Raw genomic sequence first — 15,245 nt, forward strand, 5'->3', positions numbered from 1 at the left:
TCAAGCCTGATTGCGCAGGGTCCAAGCAATAGCCACCGCACAAAAAGAAACCCCCAGGGGCTGGCCCTGGGGGTTTCGTCAAACTGTATGTCAGATCGTTAGACGATCAGGATCCGCCGCGCACCGCGACAATGCGAATGGTGCGCCAAAAGATCCAAAGCTCGAGCGCGACGCTCATGTTCTTGATGTAGTAGAGGTCGGCCGCGACTTTGCGTTTGGTGGCGTCGATGCCTTCGATGTAACCCAACTCGGTCTGCGCCAGACCGCTGATGCCCGGACGCACGCAATGACGTTCGCGGTAACCCGGAACCATCCGCAGATACTCGATCGCATGTTCGTAATAGTCGGGGCGGGGGCCGATCAGGCTCATTTCGCCGCGCAGGACGTTAATCACCTGGGGCAGTTCGTCGACGCGCGATTTGCGCATGAACTTGCCCAGACGGGTGATGCGATCGGTTTCCAGCGGCTCGTCCGCGGCGCGCTTGATCTGCGCGGCGGCGGTCATGCTGCGGAATTTGATGGCATTGAAGCTTTTGCAATCCTTGCCCATCCGGGGCTGAACGAAGAACAGCGACCCTTTGTTGTAGAACGGGTTCAGCGCAAGAATGACGAGACAGGAAATAAGGAAAATCGGCAAAAGAAGAAGACCGCCAAGGATATCGAAAGCGCGCTTGAAAATCCGAAATGCGCGACCCGATGTTGCGGTAGTTTCACGATGAAGACGACCCGACGCTACGCCGGCGTTGTCTTCGGTAATGGTAAGATCAAACAAATCTACCCCCAGTGGAAATTACTGTTTTGGACTCAGAAAACGGATACCGGGAACCCCGGAAATTCAGCTATGGTTTAGTGCATGACGTGATTTGGTGTCAATTAACAAATTCTTAATAACTGTGGCAAGCATAAGGCGGCCAAGACGCATTGGTAAAGTTTTTTTAAACAAATATTATCAATGACTTATCGATTGCATTTCGCCCGCAAGGGCGACTCTGGGGGTGACGCCTAGTGGCGTCATGTCCATCTAATCGGTATGGCAAACACCCCCAAAGTGACGCTTCGGCAACAGTCCAATGCCGCGTTGCAGCGTCGCTAACCTCTGGGCCGACGAAAATCCCCTTGGTCAAGGCACCGCTATTTGTGGAGAGGCAGGGTCAGCGCCTCAAGATAGGCGTCGATCACGATCTGTTCGTCGAATCGGGTTTCCATCCGGCTTCTGGATGCCTTGCCCATTTCGACACGGGCGTCATCGTCCAGGTCCAGGAACTGGGTCATTGCCTCGGCCAACGAGTCGGAATCGCGGGGATTGACCAGGTATCCGTTCTTGCCCGGTTCGACCACGTCCTTGCAGCCGGGCATGTGGGTCGTGATGATCGGGCGGCCCTTGGCGGCGGCCTCGAGCAGCGACCGCGGGGTGCCTTCGCGGTAATAGGACGGCAAGACGACGCAATCGGCCTGGGACAGCGCCGGGCGCACGTCCTTGACCGCGCCCAGGTGCTCAACGACGCCATCGGCGGTCAGCGCGGCGATTTCATCCCGCTCAAGCCCGCCGGCCTTGCCCTCTCCGAACGGACCAAGAAGAAGAAAGCGCGCCTGCGGATGGGTCTTGGCGACCTTGCGCGCGGCCTCGACAAATTCGATCACGCCCTTTTCGCGCAGCATCCGGGCAACCAGAAGAAAGGTCTGCTGCCCGCCTTTGCCCGGAAGCGGCTCTGTGGAAAACGCCTTTAGGTCGACACCCGAACCGGGCAGCAGGAACGCCTGCTCCGGGGCGATCAACCCGGCATGCAGGAACACGTCGCGGTCTTCGGGGTTTTGCAGGAACACGCGCGGGCAACGCCGAAAGGCAGCGCGATACAGCGTCTTGATCAACCGCGAGAAAAAACCGTCGTGATCGAAGGCGGTGCCGAGGCCGGTCACGTTGGGCAAAAAGGGAATGCCGGTCAGGCGCGCCGATAGGGCGCCATAGATGTTCGGCTTGATCGTGTAGCCAAGGATCGCGTCGGGGCGTTCGCGCCGGATGATCCGGGCAATGCGCAGCAGCAACCCCAGCTCCTTGATCGGCGAGGTGCCCGTCGCGTTCATCGGCAGATCGACATAGCGCAGGCCCCAGGCTTCCAACTGGTCGGAATGGGCGTCGCGGGGGGCCACGGCGGTCAGTTGGTGCCCCTCTTCAAGCAACCGTTGAATAAGCCCGGCGCGAAAATTGACCAGCTTGAAGCTGGAGTTGGCCAGCAGAAGAATATGCATTTCAGAAACTCAAATTTTGATAAGGCATCCAGTAGTCCTGTGCCAAAGGGCTTTTGGAAAGCCAATAGACCTGCGTGAAGAACAGGTAAAACGTCATGACCGCGGCGATTGCGCAACGCACGCCGTAGCCCCGGAAAATCGACAGGAAGTATGGAAAGAACAGCATTTGCACCGGCAAGAAGTACTTGCCCAGCCGGTCGATGATCACCGGTGACGGCGACAGCGGCAGGATGACCACCAGCAGGATCGACGTCCAGGCCATGTAGGTCATGACCTTTAGGTACTTGGGGTTCATCACCATGCGTTTGCGAAAGACCAAAAAGCCCACCGCCGGCATGGCGTTCAGCAACAACCGCAACAGGGCGCCGCGCGAACCGTAGAACTCGGATTCGATGTAGCGCGACGAATACAGGTCCAGCCGGTCCGACAGCAGCGACTGGAACATCACCGCGCCCGCTGCGGCAAAGATCGGGTAGATCAGGAACTTGTTCTTCGAGATCAGCACCATGCCAAAGGCAAAGACGATGATCGAGGTGCGGTGGAACATCGCCCCAAGCAGAACACAGATCAGAAACGGCCAAACTCGGTCGCGCGCCAGATAGGCCAGACCGATCAGGATAAAGCCGACAGCCGTCGCCTGCCGCACGTGGTCCATGGCCATCACGGTGACGATATGGGGGATCGCTACCGCAATCGCCATCCAGGGATAGGGCGTTTCCTTGGCAAAGAGGAAGATGCCCACCGACAGGATAATGGCGCAGACCAGAAAGACGGAATTCGGCCCCATGTCCTGCTGGCCGAAAATCCAGTTCATCAGGGCATAGCCTGAATCCGTGGTCATCAATGCTTCGCCAAGGGACATGCTGCCAAGCAGGTCGTACAGATAGACGTATTGATGCCAGTCCTTGCCGACCTCAAAGCGCAGCCCGATGAACACCGACAGCACTATGGTGAACAGCACCATGGCAATCCAGCTGAACAGGGTTGTTCGCCGTCCTATGGCCGACATGACGCCCGCGAAATACGGAACCATCCCGACTATGACATAAGGTAACACGGGTCTGTCTGCGCCTTCTTGCGATGTGGCCGGTGTGACCGGGGGTATCCTTGCGTGATGCCTGCCGTATTCCAAGTCCCGATGTGCCGCAACCCAAAGGGCCGGCGGGACTTAGACGCCGTAGGTGATCGCCAGCGGTTCGTTCCTGGCCATGCCGGCGGGCAGGTCGCGTGCCTGCAAGAACCGGTCCAGCGCATACAGCATGCCGTATTTCTGCGCCGCAACAAAGTTGTCCTTGCCCTGCTGCGCCAGCTTTTCGACGCTGCGCTTGCCGATGCCCATCTGCGCAAGCAGGTCGATCACGACCGCCGACGGCTGGTAGACCTCGCTGACCTGATCCAGGTTGAAGCGGAACGACCCCTTTTGCGAAAAGACGAATTCCGACGACACGCCGCTGCGTTTCAGGAAGGTCCGGAGCAGCTTTTTGTTGAACGAGGCATCATAGTCGAACATCACCTCGGTCGGGAATTGTTCGTAGATGCCGATCCAGGATGCGTCAAAGAACGGAAAGGCGATGTCGATACGGTCGTCCAGCTCGGCGGCCAGAACGCCTTTGCGCATGCAGCAGTCGACGTCGAAAATCCCGCCCCGCATCAGCGCGCGGCGTTCTTCGGGGTGATCCTGGTATTGCTGAAAGATCTGCGGGGTCTGCGGGGCAATCGGTTTGCCGCCCACGGCAAAGCCGGCGCCGCTGAACTGCCGCTCTTCGCGGGGCTTGAACAGGGTTTCCAGCGCGTAGTGCCCAAAGTTGTGACCATAGGCCAAGGACACCATGCCTTCGGAAAGGAAGGGCAGATGCGGCAGGCGCACCAGCTTTTTCTCGCGGGCGCCGCAGATGTGGCCCATATAGGCATCGTTGCCCATGCCATCGAGCAAGATGGCCTTGCCTTCCTGCGTCTCGTCCAGGATCTGGATGATCTTGGCGACCGCACAGACATACGAAAAGAACGCGATATCGGCGATCGGCGCCGAAAGCTTGCCGGCGCGGGCCTTCAGGATCGGGTCCACATCGTGGATGTTGTCGGGCAGGAAATGCACGTCAAAGCCCAGCTTTTCCGCCGCCACCTTGACGTCGGCGGTTTCATCTTCGCGGCCTCGGTTGGTGCAATGCAGCAAGGTCACCGATTTGTTCAATTCGCGCAAAGCCCAGGCCACCGACAGCGAATCCTTGCCGCCGCTGATCATCAGAAAGATCCGGTCATAGCCTTCGGTGTCGCGGGCGACGCAATCCAGCAGGTTCTGTTCGATCAGGTCCAGCGCCTTGGCCTCGTCGAATTTCGGATCGCTTTCATAGCGGCGCACCCCGACGAACTGGCGCAGGTCCCGGTGAAAGCCCGGCTTTTTCGGGTCGGCGGTTTCGGAAAACCCCTGCCCGTAGTCGTTCACCAGAAGTTCGTTGGAAAACACCGAATAGGGCGCCGGAAGGAACCCCAAACGCAGATAATGTGCAAGACCGGCCCGTGAGAACGCATAGTCTTGATCGGTGGGAATGCTGGTGATCGAGAATTTGGACATGACGACTCGCAGTTGGTGGGGGTTTCAGGGCCAAAGAGCCCTCGAAATCCGGGAATAGGGTTGTTGAAGCAAGGGGTTGTCTGAAAAACGGTAACTTGGGTCTGGACTGGTTTACGGTTTGGGCAAGGTGGCCGACCCTAAGGCTCGGCGCGGTTTGGAACGGCCAATGTCATAAAGGACAACCCCCAGACGCGACAAGCCAGAACACGAAGCCCCAGCGACCACAGCACGATGGCCGAAGACGTGGCGATGGCGGCGCCGATCATTCCGTACAGCGGAATCAGGGTCACATTGGCAATGACGGTCCAGACGGCGGCGGCGGCAAAGACCCAGGCCGCCTTGGTCTGGTGGCCCTGCATGAACAGTGCCTGCGACGTTGCGCCGTTCAGGGCCACGGCCAGGTTTGCGGCGCAAAGCATCAACATGATCGGATAGCCCGGCAGGTATTCCTCGCCGGCCAGAAGGCGGATGATGTCGTCGCCCCAGACGATCAGCCCAAGCAGGGCGGTGACTCCAAACAACATCGAAAAGGCGATGCTTTTCTTGAGGTAGACGGCGATCTTGTGCGGCTCGGTCCTTGTGTCGGCGGCGGCAAGGTGCGGCGCGTACAGATGGCCGATGGCCTGAACCCCGAAGGTGACCAGCACGGCCGCCTGCGCGGCGATGCGGTAGATGCCGGCCTCGCGTTCGCCCGACAAAAGCCCCAGCAGGATCACGTCGATCTGCCGGTTAAAGATCAAAAGGCCGGACACGATGACAAAGGGAAAGGCCGCGACCGACCAGGTTTTCCAGCCCACACGCTGCGCCGAGGGCACCGGAAACAACCCCTTCAGCAGGGGCAGCGTCCAGATCACCGTCACCAGGAACACGCAGACGGCGCTGCCGACATAGACCTTGGCCGCGCTTTTCCAGCCATCCGCGACAACCAGCTGCGGCCACAGGAACAACACGCACAGCACCAGCGACGGAATGAACACGGTGCCGACAAGGATGGCTGCTGTGGGTTTGAAACTGCCGCGCAAGACGCCTTCGAGCAGGCCGATCAGGCACAGGAACGGCAGCCCCAGCGAAAACATGGCGACACTGCCCGTAAAGGCGCTGGGTGTCTTGTCAAAGCTCAGATAGGCAAACAGCAGCCCCGCAATGGCGCAGGAATAGACCAGCGCAACCCGTATCCCGGTATCCAGCAGCGGCCCGGCGTCGCCGGGATCGTTTTCGCGATTTGCGACCGCGACGCTTTTGGTGACCAGGGTCGATGCACCGTTCTTGATCGGAATCGCCAGCAGGGTCGTGGTGGCCAGACCAAAGGCAAAGATGCCAAAGGTTTCGGCACCCAGCAAACGGGCAAGCGCGATGGTCATGGCGGCACCGAAAAGCGCCTCGGCGCCTTTGAGGCCCAGAACGGTCAGGCCCTGACGTGCCTTCCAGAGTTTCCGGATCATGATGCGTTGTAGTACGACTGATACCACTCCACGAAACGCGCGACCCCTTCGGTGACGTCGGTCTGTGGTTTGTACCCGGTCAGCTTTTGCAACACGCTGGCATCGGCCCAGGTGGCAGCGACGTCGCCGGGCTGCATGTCCATGTAGTTGCGGATCGCCTTCTTGCCGATCGCGGCTTCGATGGCGTCAATGAAATCCTCAAGGCGGACCTTGTTGGAATTACCGATGTTCACGACGCGGTAGGGGGCCACCGGCGACAGGCTGTCGCCCTCGACGGCACTTTCGGGGCCACCGGGCACAGCGTCCATCAACAGGCGGATGCCTTTGACCAGGTCCTCGACATAGGTAAAGTCGCGGAACATGTTGCCGTGGTTGTAAACGTCGATCGGCTGATCGGCCAGGATCGCCTTGGTGAACTTGAACAGCGCCATGTCGGGGCGCCCCCAGGGGCCATAAACGGTAAAGAACCGGAACATGGTGGTGGGCAGCTTGTGGATATGCGCCCAGGAATGGGCCATCGCCTCGTTCGCCTTTTTCGTGGCGGCATAAAAGGACATCTGCGTGTCCGCCTTGTGCAGCTCGGAATAGGGCATTTCGGTATTCGCGCCAAAGACCGAACTGGTCGAGGCCATCAACAGATGATCGGGGCGCACGGCAAGCGCGGCCTCCATCAGGTTGAAGGTGCCGACGATGTTGGATTCAAGGTAGGCGCGCGGATTGTCGATGGAATAGCGCACCCCGGCCTGGGCAGCCAGGTGCACGATGACATTGGGGCGGGCCTTGGCGACGGCGGCGCTCAGCGCCTGCGCGTCTTCCAGCATTGCTTCGGTGGCGTGGAAATTGGGATTTTCCGACAGGATTTCATGGCGGCGCTGCTTGAGGGCGACGTCATAGTAATCCGTCATCCCGTCATAGCCATGCACCTCCCAGCCTTCCTGCAACAGCAGGTTTGCCAGATGGAACCCGATGAACCCGGCCGAGCCGGTGATAAAGGCGCGCTTCATCGCCCGATCCCGTCGTATGCGGTGAATCCGGCGTTTTTGGCGTCGTCGCGGTCGTAGATGTTGCGCAGGTCGGCCATGTGGGGGGTGGTCATGCTGCTGGCCAGGCGGGGCAGGTCAAGGGCGCGGAATTCGTTCCATTCCGTCAGGATCACCAACAGGTCAGCCCCGCGCGCAGCGGCGTAGGGGTCTTCGATCCAGTCGACGCCGGGCAGCAGGTGCTCGCCTTCGCGGCGGCCTTGCGGATCGCAGGCGCGCACAACCGCCCCACCACCCACCAGCGCCGGCACGATCGTCAGCGACGGCGCGTCGCGCATGTCGTCGGTGTTCGGCTTGAAGGTCACGCCCAGCACCGCCACCGTCTTGCCGTTGAAGCTGCCGCCGCACAGGTCCAGCAGCTTGTCGATCATCCGGCGCTTGACCTCTTCGTTGACCTTGATCACCGTCTCGACGATGGAAATCGGCGTCGCGTGTTCCTGGCCGATACGGGCCAACGCCTTGGTATCCTTGGGGAAACACGACCCGCCATAGCCCGGGCCCGCATGCAGGAACTTGTTCCCGATGCGCCCGTCCATGCCCATGCCCTTGGACACCGATTTCACATCCGCGCCGACCTTTTCGCACAGCGCGGCGATTTCGTTGATGAAGGTGATCTTGGTCGCGAGGAACGCGTTCGCGGCGTATTTGATCATCTCGGCCGATTCCAGATCGGTGGTGACGATCGGGAAATCACGCAGGTACAGCGGGCGATAGATGTCTTCCATGACCTTGGCCGCGCGCTCGGTTTCGACGCCGACGACCACGCGGTCGGGCTTCATGAAATCGTCGATCGCGGCGCCTTCGCGCAGGAATTCGGGGTTGCTGGCGACGTCGAAATCAAGCGCCGGATTGGCGGCGGCGACGACCTCCTTGACCTTGCGGTTGGTGCCGACGGGGACGGTGGATTTGGTGACGATCACCACGTAATCCTTGGCCGTGCGGGCGATTTCCTCGGCGGCGGCCATGACATAGGTCAGGTCCGCGTGGCCATCCCCGCGCCGCGTCGGCGTGCCGACGGCGATGAACACCGCATCGGCGCCGTCGATGGCGCTGGCCAGGTCCAGCGTAAAGGACAGCCGGCCCGCCTCGACGTTCTTGTGCATCAGGGTATCAAGGCCGGGCTCGTAGATCGGCACCTGGCCGGCTTCGAGCATCTCGATCTTGCGCGGGTCCTTGTCGACGCAGACCACTTCGTGCCCGAAATCCGAAAAACACACGCCCGAAACAAGGCCAACGTAACCCGTGCCAATCATCGCTATCTTCATGGAATCCAGCCTTCCTCAAATACATTTGCGCCCGTAATGAGCCCCCAATTTCCAAAATGTCAACGCGGCCAAACATGCACGGGCGTGGTTATGCCCCATTGGACACGGGGCGAAATGCGCGATAACACCCAGCAAAGCAGTCAAGAGCCGGATCCCATGAGTCAAACCCCTTCTGACATCGCCCGCGATGTGCTGCGGACGGAAAGCGGCGCGCTTGTCCGTCTTGCCGATGAACTGCCGGGCAGTTTCGATTCGGTTGTCGAACGGCTGCTGGCCGTGCAGGGCCGTGTGATCGTGTCCGGCATGGGCAAATCCGGCCATGTGGCGGGCAAGATCGCCGCGACCTTTGCCTCGACCGGGACGCCGGCGCAGGTTGTCCATCCCGGTGAGGCCAGCCATGGCGATCTGGGCATGATCACCCGCGCCGACGCCGTGATCCTGATCTCGAATTCCGGTGAAACGCGTGAATTGGCCGATATGATCGCCCATTGCGCCCGCTTTGCCATCCCGCTGATCGCCATGACCAAAAAGGCAGACAGCACGCTGGCCCGTGCCGCCGAAAGCGTGCTGTTGTTGCCCGACGCGCCCGAAGCCTGTGCGATCGGCATGGCGCCGACCACCTCGACCACAATGGCGATGGCGCTGGGGGATGCGTTGGCGGTGGCGATGATGCAGCACCGGGGCTTTGGCCGCGAAAGCTTTGCCGCCTTTCATCCCGGTGGCACGCTGGGGGCGCAATTGCTGCGCGTTTCGGCGGTGATGCACAAGGGCGACGAACTGCCCGTCGTGCACGAAACCACCGCGATGAGCGATGTTCTTCTGACGATGAGCCAAAAGGGCTTTGGCGTGGCGGCACTGGTTCAGGGCGACAAGCTGGCCGGGATCATCACCGACGGCGATTTGCGCCGCAACATGGACGGGCTGATGGACCGCACCGCCGGGCAGGTCGCCACCCGCACGCCGCTTGTCACCCGCCCCGACACCCTTTTGACAGAAGCCCTCGGAGTCATGAACATGTCCAAACGCACCGTCCTTCTGGTGGTCGAAGAGGGCCACAAACTGGTTGGTCTTCTGCATATCCACGACGCTTTGCGCGCAGGTGTCGCATGAGCGCGGTCATCTTCATCCCGGCCCGTTACGCGTCGACGCGCTATCCCGGCAAACCGCTGGTGGAACTGACCGGCGCAACCGGTGTCGCCAAATCGCTGATCCGGCGCAGTTGGGAGGCGGCGCAGACGGTCAAGGGCGCCAGCGCCGTCTATGTCCTGACTGACGATGACCGCATCGCCGAGGCCGCGCGCGGCTTTGGCGCTGATGTGCTGATGACCTCCTCGGATGCGCGCAACGGCACAGAACGCTGTGCCGAGGGGATCGCCCAACTGGCGCAGGAACCGGACACCGTCGTCAACCTTCAGGGCGATGCGCCGCTGACCCCGCCCTGGTTTGTCGAGGCGCTGATTGACGCCATGCAGGACGAGGCGGTTCAGATGGCAACGCCCGTGCTGAAATGCGATCACGAAACCCTGTCGAATTTCGTGTCCGACCGGCACGCAGGTCGGGTTGGCGGCACCACGGCGGTGATGCGCGCCGATGGGACGGCGCTGTATTTCTCGAAAGAGGTGCTGCCCTATGTCGGCAATCTCGAAACCCCGCCCGAGGTCTGGCACCATGTCGGTGTCTACGCCTATCGCCCTGCCGCCTTGCGTGCCTATATGTCCTGGGCCGAGGGCCCGCTGGAACGCGCCGAGGGGCTGGAACAATTGCGGTTCCTTGAAAACGGCACGCCGGTGACCTGCGTTCCGGTCGATGGTCAGGGCCGCGTGTTCTGGGAATTGAACAACCCCGTCGATGTGAACCGCATCGAGGGCGTCTTGAAAAAGGAAGGCATCGCATGAGCCAGATCCGCACCGTCACGATTGGCGACATCGCCATCGCCAACGACGCCCCCTTTGCGCTGATCGCGGGGCCCTGCCAATTGGAAAGCCTGGATCACGCGCGGATGCTGGCCGAAAAGATCGCCGCAGCCGCCGAGGCCAATGATACCAAGTGGATTTTCAAGGCCAGCTATGACAAGGCCAACCGATCGTCCTTGCAGGGCAAGCGTGGGCTGGGCATGGATGAGGGGCTGAAGATCCTGCAGACCATCCGACGCGAATTCGGTGTTCCGGTTCTGACCGACGTGCACGAAAGCGCCCATTGCGCCCCTGTGGCCGAAGTGGTCGATGTGCTGCAAATCCCCGCTTTTCTGTGCCGTCAGACCGACCTGTTGATCGCCGCGGGCGAGACCGGCAAGGCCGTGAACGTCAAGAAAGGCCAGTTCCTTGCGCCCTGGGACATGGCAAACGTCGCTGACAAGATCGCCAGCACCGGCAACGAACAGATCATGCTGTGCGAACGCGGGACATCCTTTGGCTACAACATGCTGGTGTCCGACATGCGGTCACTGCCGATCATGGCCGAGACGGGGCGCCCGGTGGTCTTTGACGCGACCCATTCGGTGCAGATGCCGGGTGGTCAGGGGACATCCTCGGGCGGTAAACGCGAGTATGTCGAACCGCTGGCGCGCGCCGCGCTAGCCATCGGCTGTGCGGCGGTTTTCATGGAAACCCACGAAGATCCGGACAACGCCCCGTCAGACGGGCCGAACATGGTGCCGGTTCAGGTCTTGGGCCACGTTCTGCACGGGCTGCGGGCCATCGACGATCTGACAAAAGGCCGGACCGAAGCGCTGGCATCGGTCTTTGCCTGACGGGGCGGCGGGGTTTTACCCCGCCAGCCGGTCGCGCAGTTTGGTCAGAGTATCGGTCAACAGCGCCAAGGCGCGCTCGGCGCTGTCGGCTTCGGCATAGCAGCGGAATTCCGGGGCATTGCCCGAGGGCCGCAAATGCACCACATCGCCGCCCGCAAAGGTGACGCGCAGCCCGTCGGTTTCGTCAACCCGGGCTTCCTTCTGCCCCAGGTCGGCGAAAAACGCCGCCCGCGCTGCCGCATCCCCGGATATCTGCGCGATGAAGGCCTTTGACACCTCGGTTTCGATCCCGGCAATCCGGTCCGCTGCCGTGAACCGCTGTGGCAAGGCATCGGCCAGCGCGGCCAGCGAAAGGCCCGCCTGCCGCGCGGCCACCAGCGGCGCAAGGACCGGCAGCAGGCAATCGCGGGTCAACAGCGGGGCAAGCGTCCCTGCCGGGCCTTGCGCCTGAAAGCCAAGCAAAAAGCCTCCGTTCGCCTCGTAGCCCACGACCTTGGCCGCCGGGTCCTGCGCCAGAACCTGCTCCATCGCGGCAATGACAAAGGGCGATCCGATGCGGGTCAGGGTGACCTGATCGAACTCGGGCATCTGCGCGATCATGGTGTTCGAGCTGACCGGCGTGCACAGCACCCTTGCCCCCAAGGCACGCGCCGTCAGCGCCCCCAGCACATCCCCGGGGATCACCCGCCCGGCGGCATCCGCGACCATCGGCCTGTCGGCATCGCCATCGGTCGACACCACGGCATCCAACCCATGTTCGGCGCACCATCCGGCCAGCATGGCGCGGGTATCAGGGTCAAGCGCCTCGGTATCGACGGGGATGAAAGTGTCTGACCGCGCCAGCGCGACCGGTTCAGCGCCCAGCGCCCCCAGCACGTCGACCATCACGTCGCGCGCGACCGAACTGTGCTGATAGACGCCGATGCGCATGCCCTGCAACGCCGGGCCGTAGGCCTGGACATAGCGCTGCGCATAGGCCGCCACCGCATCGCGGACCTGCCGCGCCGGGGCATGCGCCCCGCGCAGACCCCTGCCCAGATGCGCGCAGATCGCCGCCTCGTCGACCTTGGAAATCTCGCCACTCGGGACATAGAACTTCAGCCCGTTGCGATCCGCCGGAATGTGGCTTCCGGTGACCATCACCGCCGCCTGCCCCGCCCCAAGCGATGACAGCGCCAGCGCAGGTGTGGGCAGCACACCGCAATCGATCACCTGGATGCCCGCGTCTTCGACCGCCTGCATGACCCATTGCGCGATCTGCGGCGAGGACGGGCGCAGGTCGCGCCCCACATGCACCGCACCGCCATGCGGGCAGGCCGCAAGAAAGGCGCCGGTGTAATCCTTGACCAGCGTTTCGGTCAGTTCCGTGACCAGGCCGCGCAGGCCGCTTGTTCCGAATTTGGGCGCCATCGTGCTCTCCGTTCCGCTTGGTCGTGTGATGCCCAAGCGGCTGTGCAAAGGCAACCGATTTGCCAGCTTGTCACCTGTGCGGGGGGCCGCTATCACGATCTTCCGACCCATCAGGAGGCCGACAAATGTCCAGCACAGCCGAACGTATCGCCCGCACCATCGCCAGTGAAATCAACGCCAGCGCCGGGCAGGTCACCGCCGCGGTAGAATTGCTGGACGGCGGCGCGACCGTCCCCTTTGTCGCCCGCTACCGCAAAGAGGTGACCGGCGGTCTGGACGACACGCAGCTGCGCACGCTGAACGATCGTCTGGCCTATCTGCGCGACATGGAATCGCGGCGTGAAACGATCCTGAATTCGATCAAGGAACAGGGCAAGCTGACCGATGCCCTTGCCCGCCAGATCGCCGGGGCCGAAACGAAATCGACGCTCGAAGACATCTACCTGCCTTACAAGCCCAAGCGCCGGACGCGCGCCATGATCGCCCGCGAAAACGGGTTGGAGCCGCTGCTGCGCGGGATCCTCGAGGATCGCAGAGCCGATCCCCAGGCGCTGGCGCAGGGCTATGTCAAAGGCGAGGTGCCGGATGTCAAAAAAGCGCTGGAAGGCGCGCGCGACATCCTGGCCGAAGAGCTGAGCGAAAACGCCGAGCTGCTGGGCAAACTGCGCCAGTTCATGCAGGACGAGGCGTTGATCACCGCCCGTGTCCAGCCCGGCAAGGAACAGGAAGGCGCGAAGTTTTCCGACTATTTCGACCATTCCGAAAAATGGGCAAACATTCCGTCGCACCGGGCACTGGCGATCCTGCGCGCCGCCAAAGAGGAAATCGTCACCATCGAAATCGCCCCCGATGCCGAGGCAGGCATCCCGCGCGCCATCAACATGGTCGCGGCCACCATCGGCACCCGCGGCGATGGTCCCGGCGATCAATGGCTGCGCGATGCGGCAGGCTGGACATGGCGCATCAAGTTGAGCCTGTCGATGTATGTCGACCTGCTGTCCGACCTGCGCAAACGCGCCCACGAAGAGGCGATCAACGTCTTTGCCCGCAACCTCAAAGACCTGCTGCTGGCCGCCCCCGCCGGGGCGCGGGCAACGCTGGGTCTGGACCCCGGCATTCGCACCGGGGTCAAGGCGGCCGTGGTGGATGCCACCGGCAAGCTGCTGGAAACCGCGACGATCTATCCGTTTCAGCCGCGCATGGATGTGCGTGGCTCGGAGGCCAAGGTGCTGGAACTGATCCAGCGCCACGGTGTCGACCTGATCGCCATCGGCAACGGCACCGCCTCGCGCGAGACCGAGCGTTTCGTGGCCGATACGATCAAGCTGCTGCCCAAGACGGTGAAGGCCCCGACCAAGGTGATCGTCTCCGAAGCGGGGGCCTCGGTCTATTCGGCGTCTGAACTGGCGGCGCGGGAATTCCCCGATCTGGATGTGTCCCTGCGCGGCGCAGTGTCCATCGCGCGGCGTTTGCAGGACCCGCTGGCCGAACTGGTCAAGATCGAACCCAAAAGCATCGGCGTCGGCCAGTACCAGCACGACGTCGACCAACGCCGCCTGACCCAGGCGCTTCAAGCGGTGGTCGAGGACGCGGTGAACGCCGTTGGCGTCGATCTGAACATGGCCTCGGCCCCCTTGCTGGCTTATGTTTCCGGGTTGGGCGCGCAGGTGGCGCAGGCAATCGTGGATCACCGCGACGCGCATGGCGCCTTTGCCGGGCGCAAGGCCCTGATGAAGGTGCCGGGGCTGGGCGCAAAAACCTTTGAACAATGCGCTGGCTTCCTGCGCATTCGCGGCGGGGACGAACCTTTGGATGCCTCCTCGGTACACCCCGAGGCTTACGGCGTGGCGCGCAAGATCGTGCAGGCCTGCGGCCGCGACATTCGGGCGATCATGGGTGATGCCACCGCGCTGAAAGGCCTGCGCGCGGAACAGTTCGTCGATGACAAATTCGGTCTGCCCACCGTGCGCGACATCCTGACCGAACTGGAAAAGCCGGGCCGCGACCCGCGCCCGGATTTCAAGACCGCCAGCTTTACCGACGGGGTCGAAGAGATCAAGGATCTCAAACCCGGCATGCGGCTGGAAGGCACCGTGACCAACGTCGCCGCCTTTGGCGCCTTTGTCGATATTGGCGTGCATCAGGACGGGCTGGTTCACATCAGCCAACTGGCCGACCGCTTTGTCAAGGACCCGCACGAGGTGGTCAAGGCAGGCGATGTGGTGACCGTCACCGTGACCGAGGTCGACATTCCCCGCAAGCGCATCGGGCTGACCATGCGCAAGGACGGCGGCCAGCAAGATCGCGCCGCGCCGCCCACGCGCCGTGATGAACCCCGCCGCGGCCCTGCCCCCAAAGGCAAACCGCCGCGCAGCCCGCAGAAACCCGAAGGCCCCGGCGCCTTGGGCGCGGCGCTGATGGATGCAATGAAGAAAGGCCGCTAAAGCGGCGTAACCAAAAGCATACACATCCAGACCGAGAGTCAACGCAGGCAAACCTGCATTGGCGATTGTGCGGTGA

Annotated in this window: 12 protein-coding genes; 4 read left to right on the top strand and 8 right to left on the bottom strand. The window is 62.2% G+C overall.

Annotation, left to right across the window (positions count from 1 at the left end):
- Positions 1-106 precede the first annotated feature (106 nt).
- The 7 genes from QF118_RS02780 to QF118_RS02810 form a co-directional block, all read right to left on the bottom strand.
- Positions 107-772, bottom strand: a complete 666-nt coding sequence (locus tag QF118_RS02780; protein WP_282301125.1) for a sugar transferase — start codon at positions 770-772, stop codon at positions 107-109.
- A 359-nt stretch (positions 773-1,131) separates the two neighbouring features.
- On the bottom strand, positions 1,132-2,247 hold the full coding sequence (locus QF118_RS02785) for a glycosyltransferase family 4 protein (protein WP_282301127.1): 1,116 nt from the start codon (positions 2,245-2,247) through the stop codon (positions 1,132-1,134).
- A gap of 1 nt (position 2,248) precedes the next feature.
- Positions 2,249-3,256, bottom strand: coding sequence for an EpsG family protein (locus tag QF118_RS02790; RefSeq protein WP_282301128.1), 1,008 nt, complete (start codon positions 3,254-3,256; stop codon positions 2,249-2,251).
- A 159-nt stretch (positions 3,257-3,415) separates the two neighbouring features.
- Positions 3,416-4,819, bottom strand: a complete 1,404-nt coding sequence (locus tag QF118_RS02795; protein WP_282301129.1) for an asparagine synthetase B family protein — start codon at positions 4,817-4,819, stop codon at positions 3,416-3,418.
- Between the two features lie 137 nt (positions 4,820-4,956).
- Entirely contained in the window at positions 4,957-6,261 is a 1,305-nt protein-coding gene (locus QF118_RS02800; protein WP_282301130.1) for an oligosaccharide flippase family protein, read from the bottom strand.
- Entirely contained in the window at positions 6,258-7,265 is a 1,008-nt protein-coding gene (locus QF118_RS02805; RefSeq protein WP_282301131.1) for an SDR family NAD(P)-dependent oxidoreductase, read from the bottom strand. The genes QF118_RS02800 and QF118_RS02805 overlap by 4 nt, the downstream gene beginning before the upstream one ends.
- Complete coding sequence (locus QF118_RS02810; RefSeq protein WP_282301132.1) at positions 7,262-8,566, bottom strand: UDP-glucose dehydrogenase family protein; 1,305 nt, start codon at positions 8,564-8,566, stop codon at positions 7,262-7,264. Before QF118_RS02810 ends, QF118_RS02805 begins: the two co-directional genes overlap by 4 nt.
- Positions 8,567-8,722: 156 nt before the next feature.
- On the opposite strand from QF118_RS02810, the gene QF118_RS02815 reads away from it, so the two are divergent.
- Genes QF118_RS02815 through kdsA form a run of 3 tightly spaced genes read left to right on the top strand, consistent with a single transcriptional unit; the run spans position 8,723 to position 11,315 of the window.
- Positions 8,723-9,676 carry a KpsF/GutQ family sugar-phosphate isomerase gene (locus tag QF118_RS02815; RefSeq protein WP_282301133.1) on the top strand — a complete coding sequence of 318 codons (954 nt, stop codon included), beginning with the start codon at positions 8,723-8,725 and terminating at the stop codon, positions 9,674-9,676.
- Entirely contained in the window at positions 9,673-10,461 is a 789-nt protein-coding gene (locus tag QF118_RS02820) for a 3-deoxy-manno-octulosonate cytidylyltransferase (protein ID WP_282301134.1), read from the top strand. The genes QF118_RS02815 and QF118_RS02820 overlap by 4 nt, the downstream gene beginning before the upstream one ends.
- Positions 10,458-11,315, top strand: a complete 858-nt coding sequence (gene kdsA / locus QF118_RS02825) for a 3-deoxy-8-phosphooctulonate synthase (protein WP_282301135.1) — start codon at positions 10,458-10,460, stop codon at positions 11,313-11,315. The genes QF118_RS02820 and kdsA overlap by 4 nt, the downstream gene beginning before the upstream one ends.
- A 15-nt stretch (positions 11,316-11,330) precedes the next feature.
- On the opposite strand, the gene QF118_RS02830 is transcribed toward kdsA, so the two are convergent.
- Positions 11,331-12,725 carry a phosphomannomutase gene (locus QF118_RS02830; protein ID WP_282301136.1) on the bottom strand — a complete coding sequence of 465 codons (1,395 nt, stop codon included), beginning with the start codon at positions 12,723-12,725 and terminating at the stop codon, positions 11,331-11,333.
- Between the two features lie 125 nt (positions 12,726-12,850).
- On the opposite strand from QF118_RS02830, the gene QF118_RS02835 reads away from it, so the two are divergent.
- Positions 12,851-15,169: a Tex family protein gene (locus QF118_RS02835; protein ID WP_282301137.1), complete on the top strand. Its 2,319-nt coding sequence runs from the start codon at positions 12,851-12,853 to the stop codon at positions 15,167-15,169.
- Positions 15,170-15,245 lie beyond the last annotated feature (76 nt).

It is taken from the genome of Tropicibacter oceani (genome assembly GCF_029958925.1).
In the GTDB taxonomy this organism is placed as follows: domain Bacteria; phylum Pseudomonadota; class Alphaproteobacteria; order Rhodobacterales; family Rhodobacteraceae; genus Pacificoceanicola; species Pacificoceanicola oceani.

What these genes read in the sequence shown, in the direction of transcription:
- QF118_RS02785 (WP_282301127.1), bottom strand. Translation starts at nt 2,247, where the DNA reads ATGCATATTCTTCTGCTGGCCAACTCCAGCTTCAAGCTGGTCAATTTT.
- QF118_RS02805 (WP_282301131.1), bottom strand. Translation starts at nt 7,265, where the DNA reads ATGAAGCGCGCCTTTATCACCGGCTCGGCCGGGTTCATCGGGTTCCAT.
- QF118_RS02795 (WP_282301129.1), bottom strand. Translation starts at nt 4,819, where the DNA reads ATGTCCAAATTCTCGATCACCAGCATTCCCACCGATCAAGACTATGCG.
- QF118_RS02820 (WP_282301134.1), top strand. Translation starts at nt 9,673, where the DNA reads ATGAGCGCGGTCATCTTCATCCCGGCCCGTTACGCGTCGACGCGCTAT.
- QF118_RS02810 (WP_282301132.1), bottom strand. Translation starts at nt 8,566, where the DNA reads ATGAAGATAGCGATGATTGGCACGGGTTACGTTGGCCTTGTTTCGGGC.
- kdsA (WP_282301135.1), top strand. Translation starts at nt 10,458, where the DNA reads ATGAGCCAGATCCGCACCGTCACGATTGGCGACATCGCCATCGCCAAC.
- QF118_RS02800 (WP_282301130.1), bottom strand. Translation starts at nt 6,261, where the DNA reads ATGATCCGGAAACTCTGGAAGGCACGTCAGGGCCTGACCGTTCTGGGC.
- QF118_RS02790 (WP_282301128.1), bottom strand. Translation starts at nt 3,256, where the DNA reads ATGTCGGCCATAGGACGGCGAACAACCCTGTTCAGCTGGATTGCCATG.
- QF118_RS02835 (WP_282301137.1), top strand. Translation starts at nt 12,851, where the DNA reads ATGTCCAGCACAGCCGAACGTATCGCCCGCACCATCGCCAGTGAAATC.
- QF118_RS02830 (WP_282301136.1), bottom strand. Translation starts at nt 12,725, where the DNA reads ATGGCGCCCAAATTCGGAACAAGCGGCCTGCGCGGCCTGGTCACGGAA.
- QF118_RS02815 (WP_282301133.1), top strand. Translation starts at nt 8,723, where the DNA reads ATGAGTCAAACCCCTTCTGACATCGCCCGCGATGTGCTGCGGACGGAA.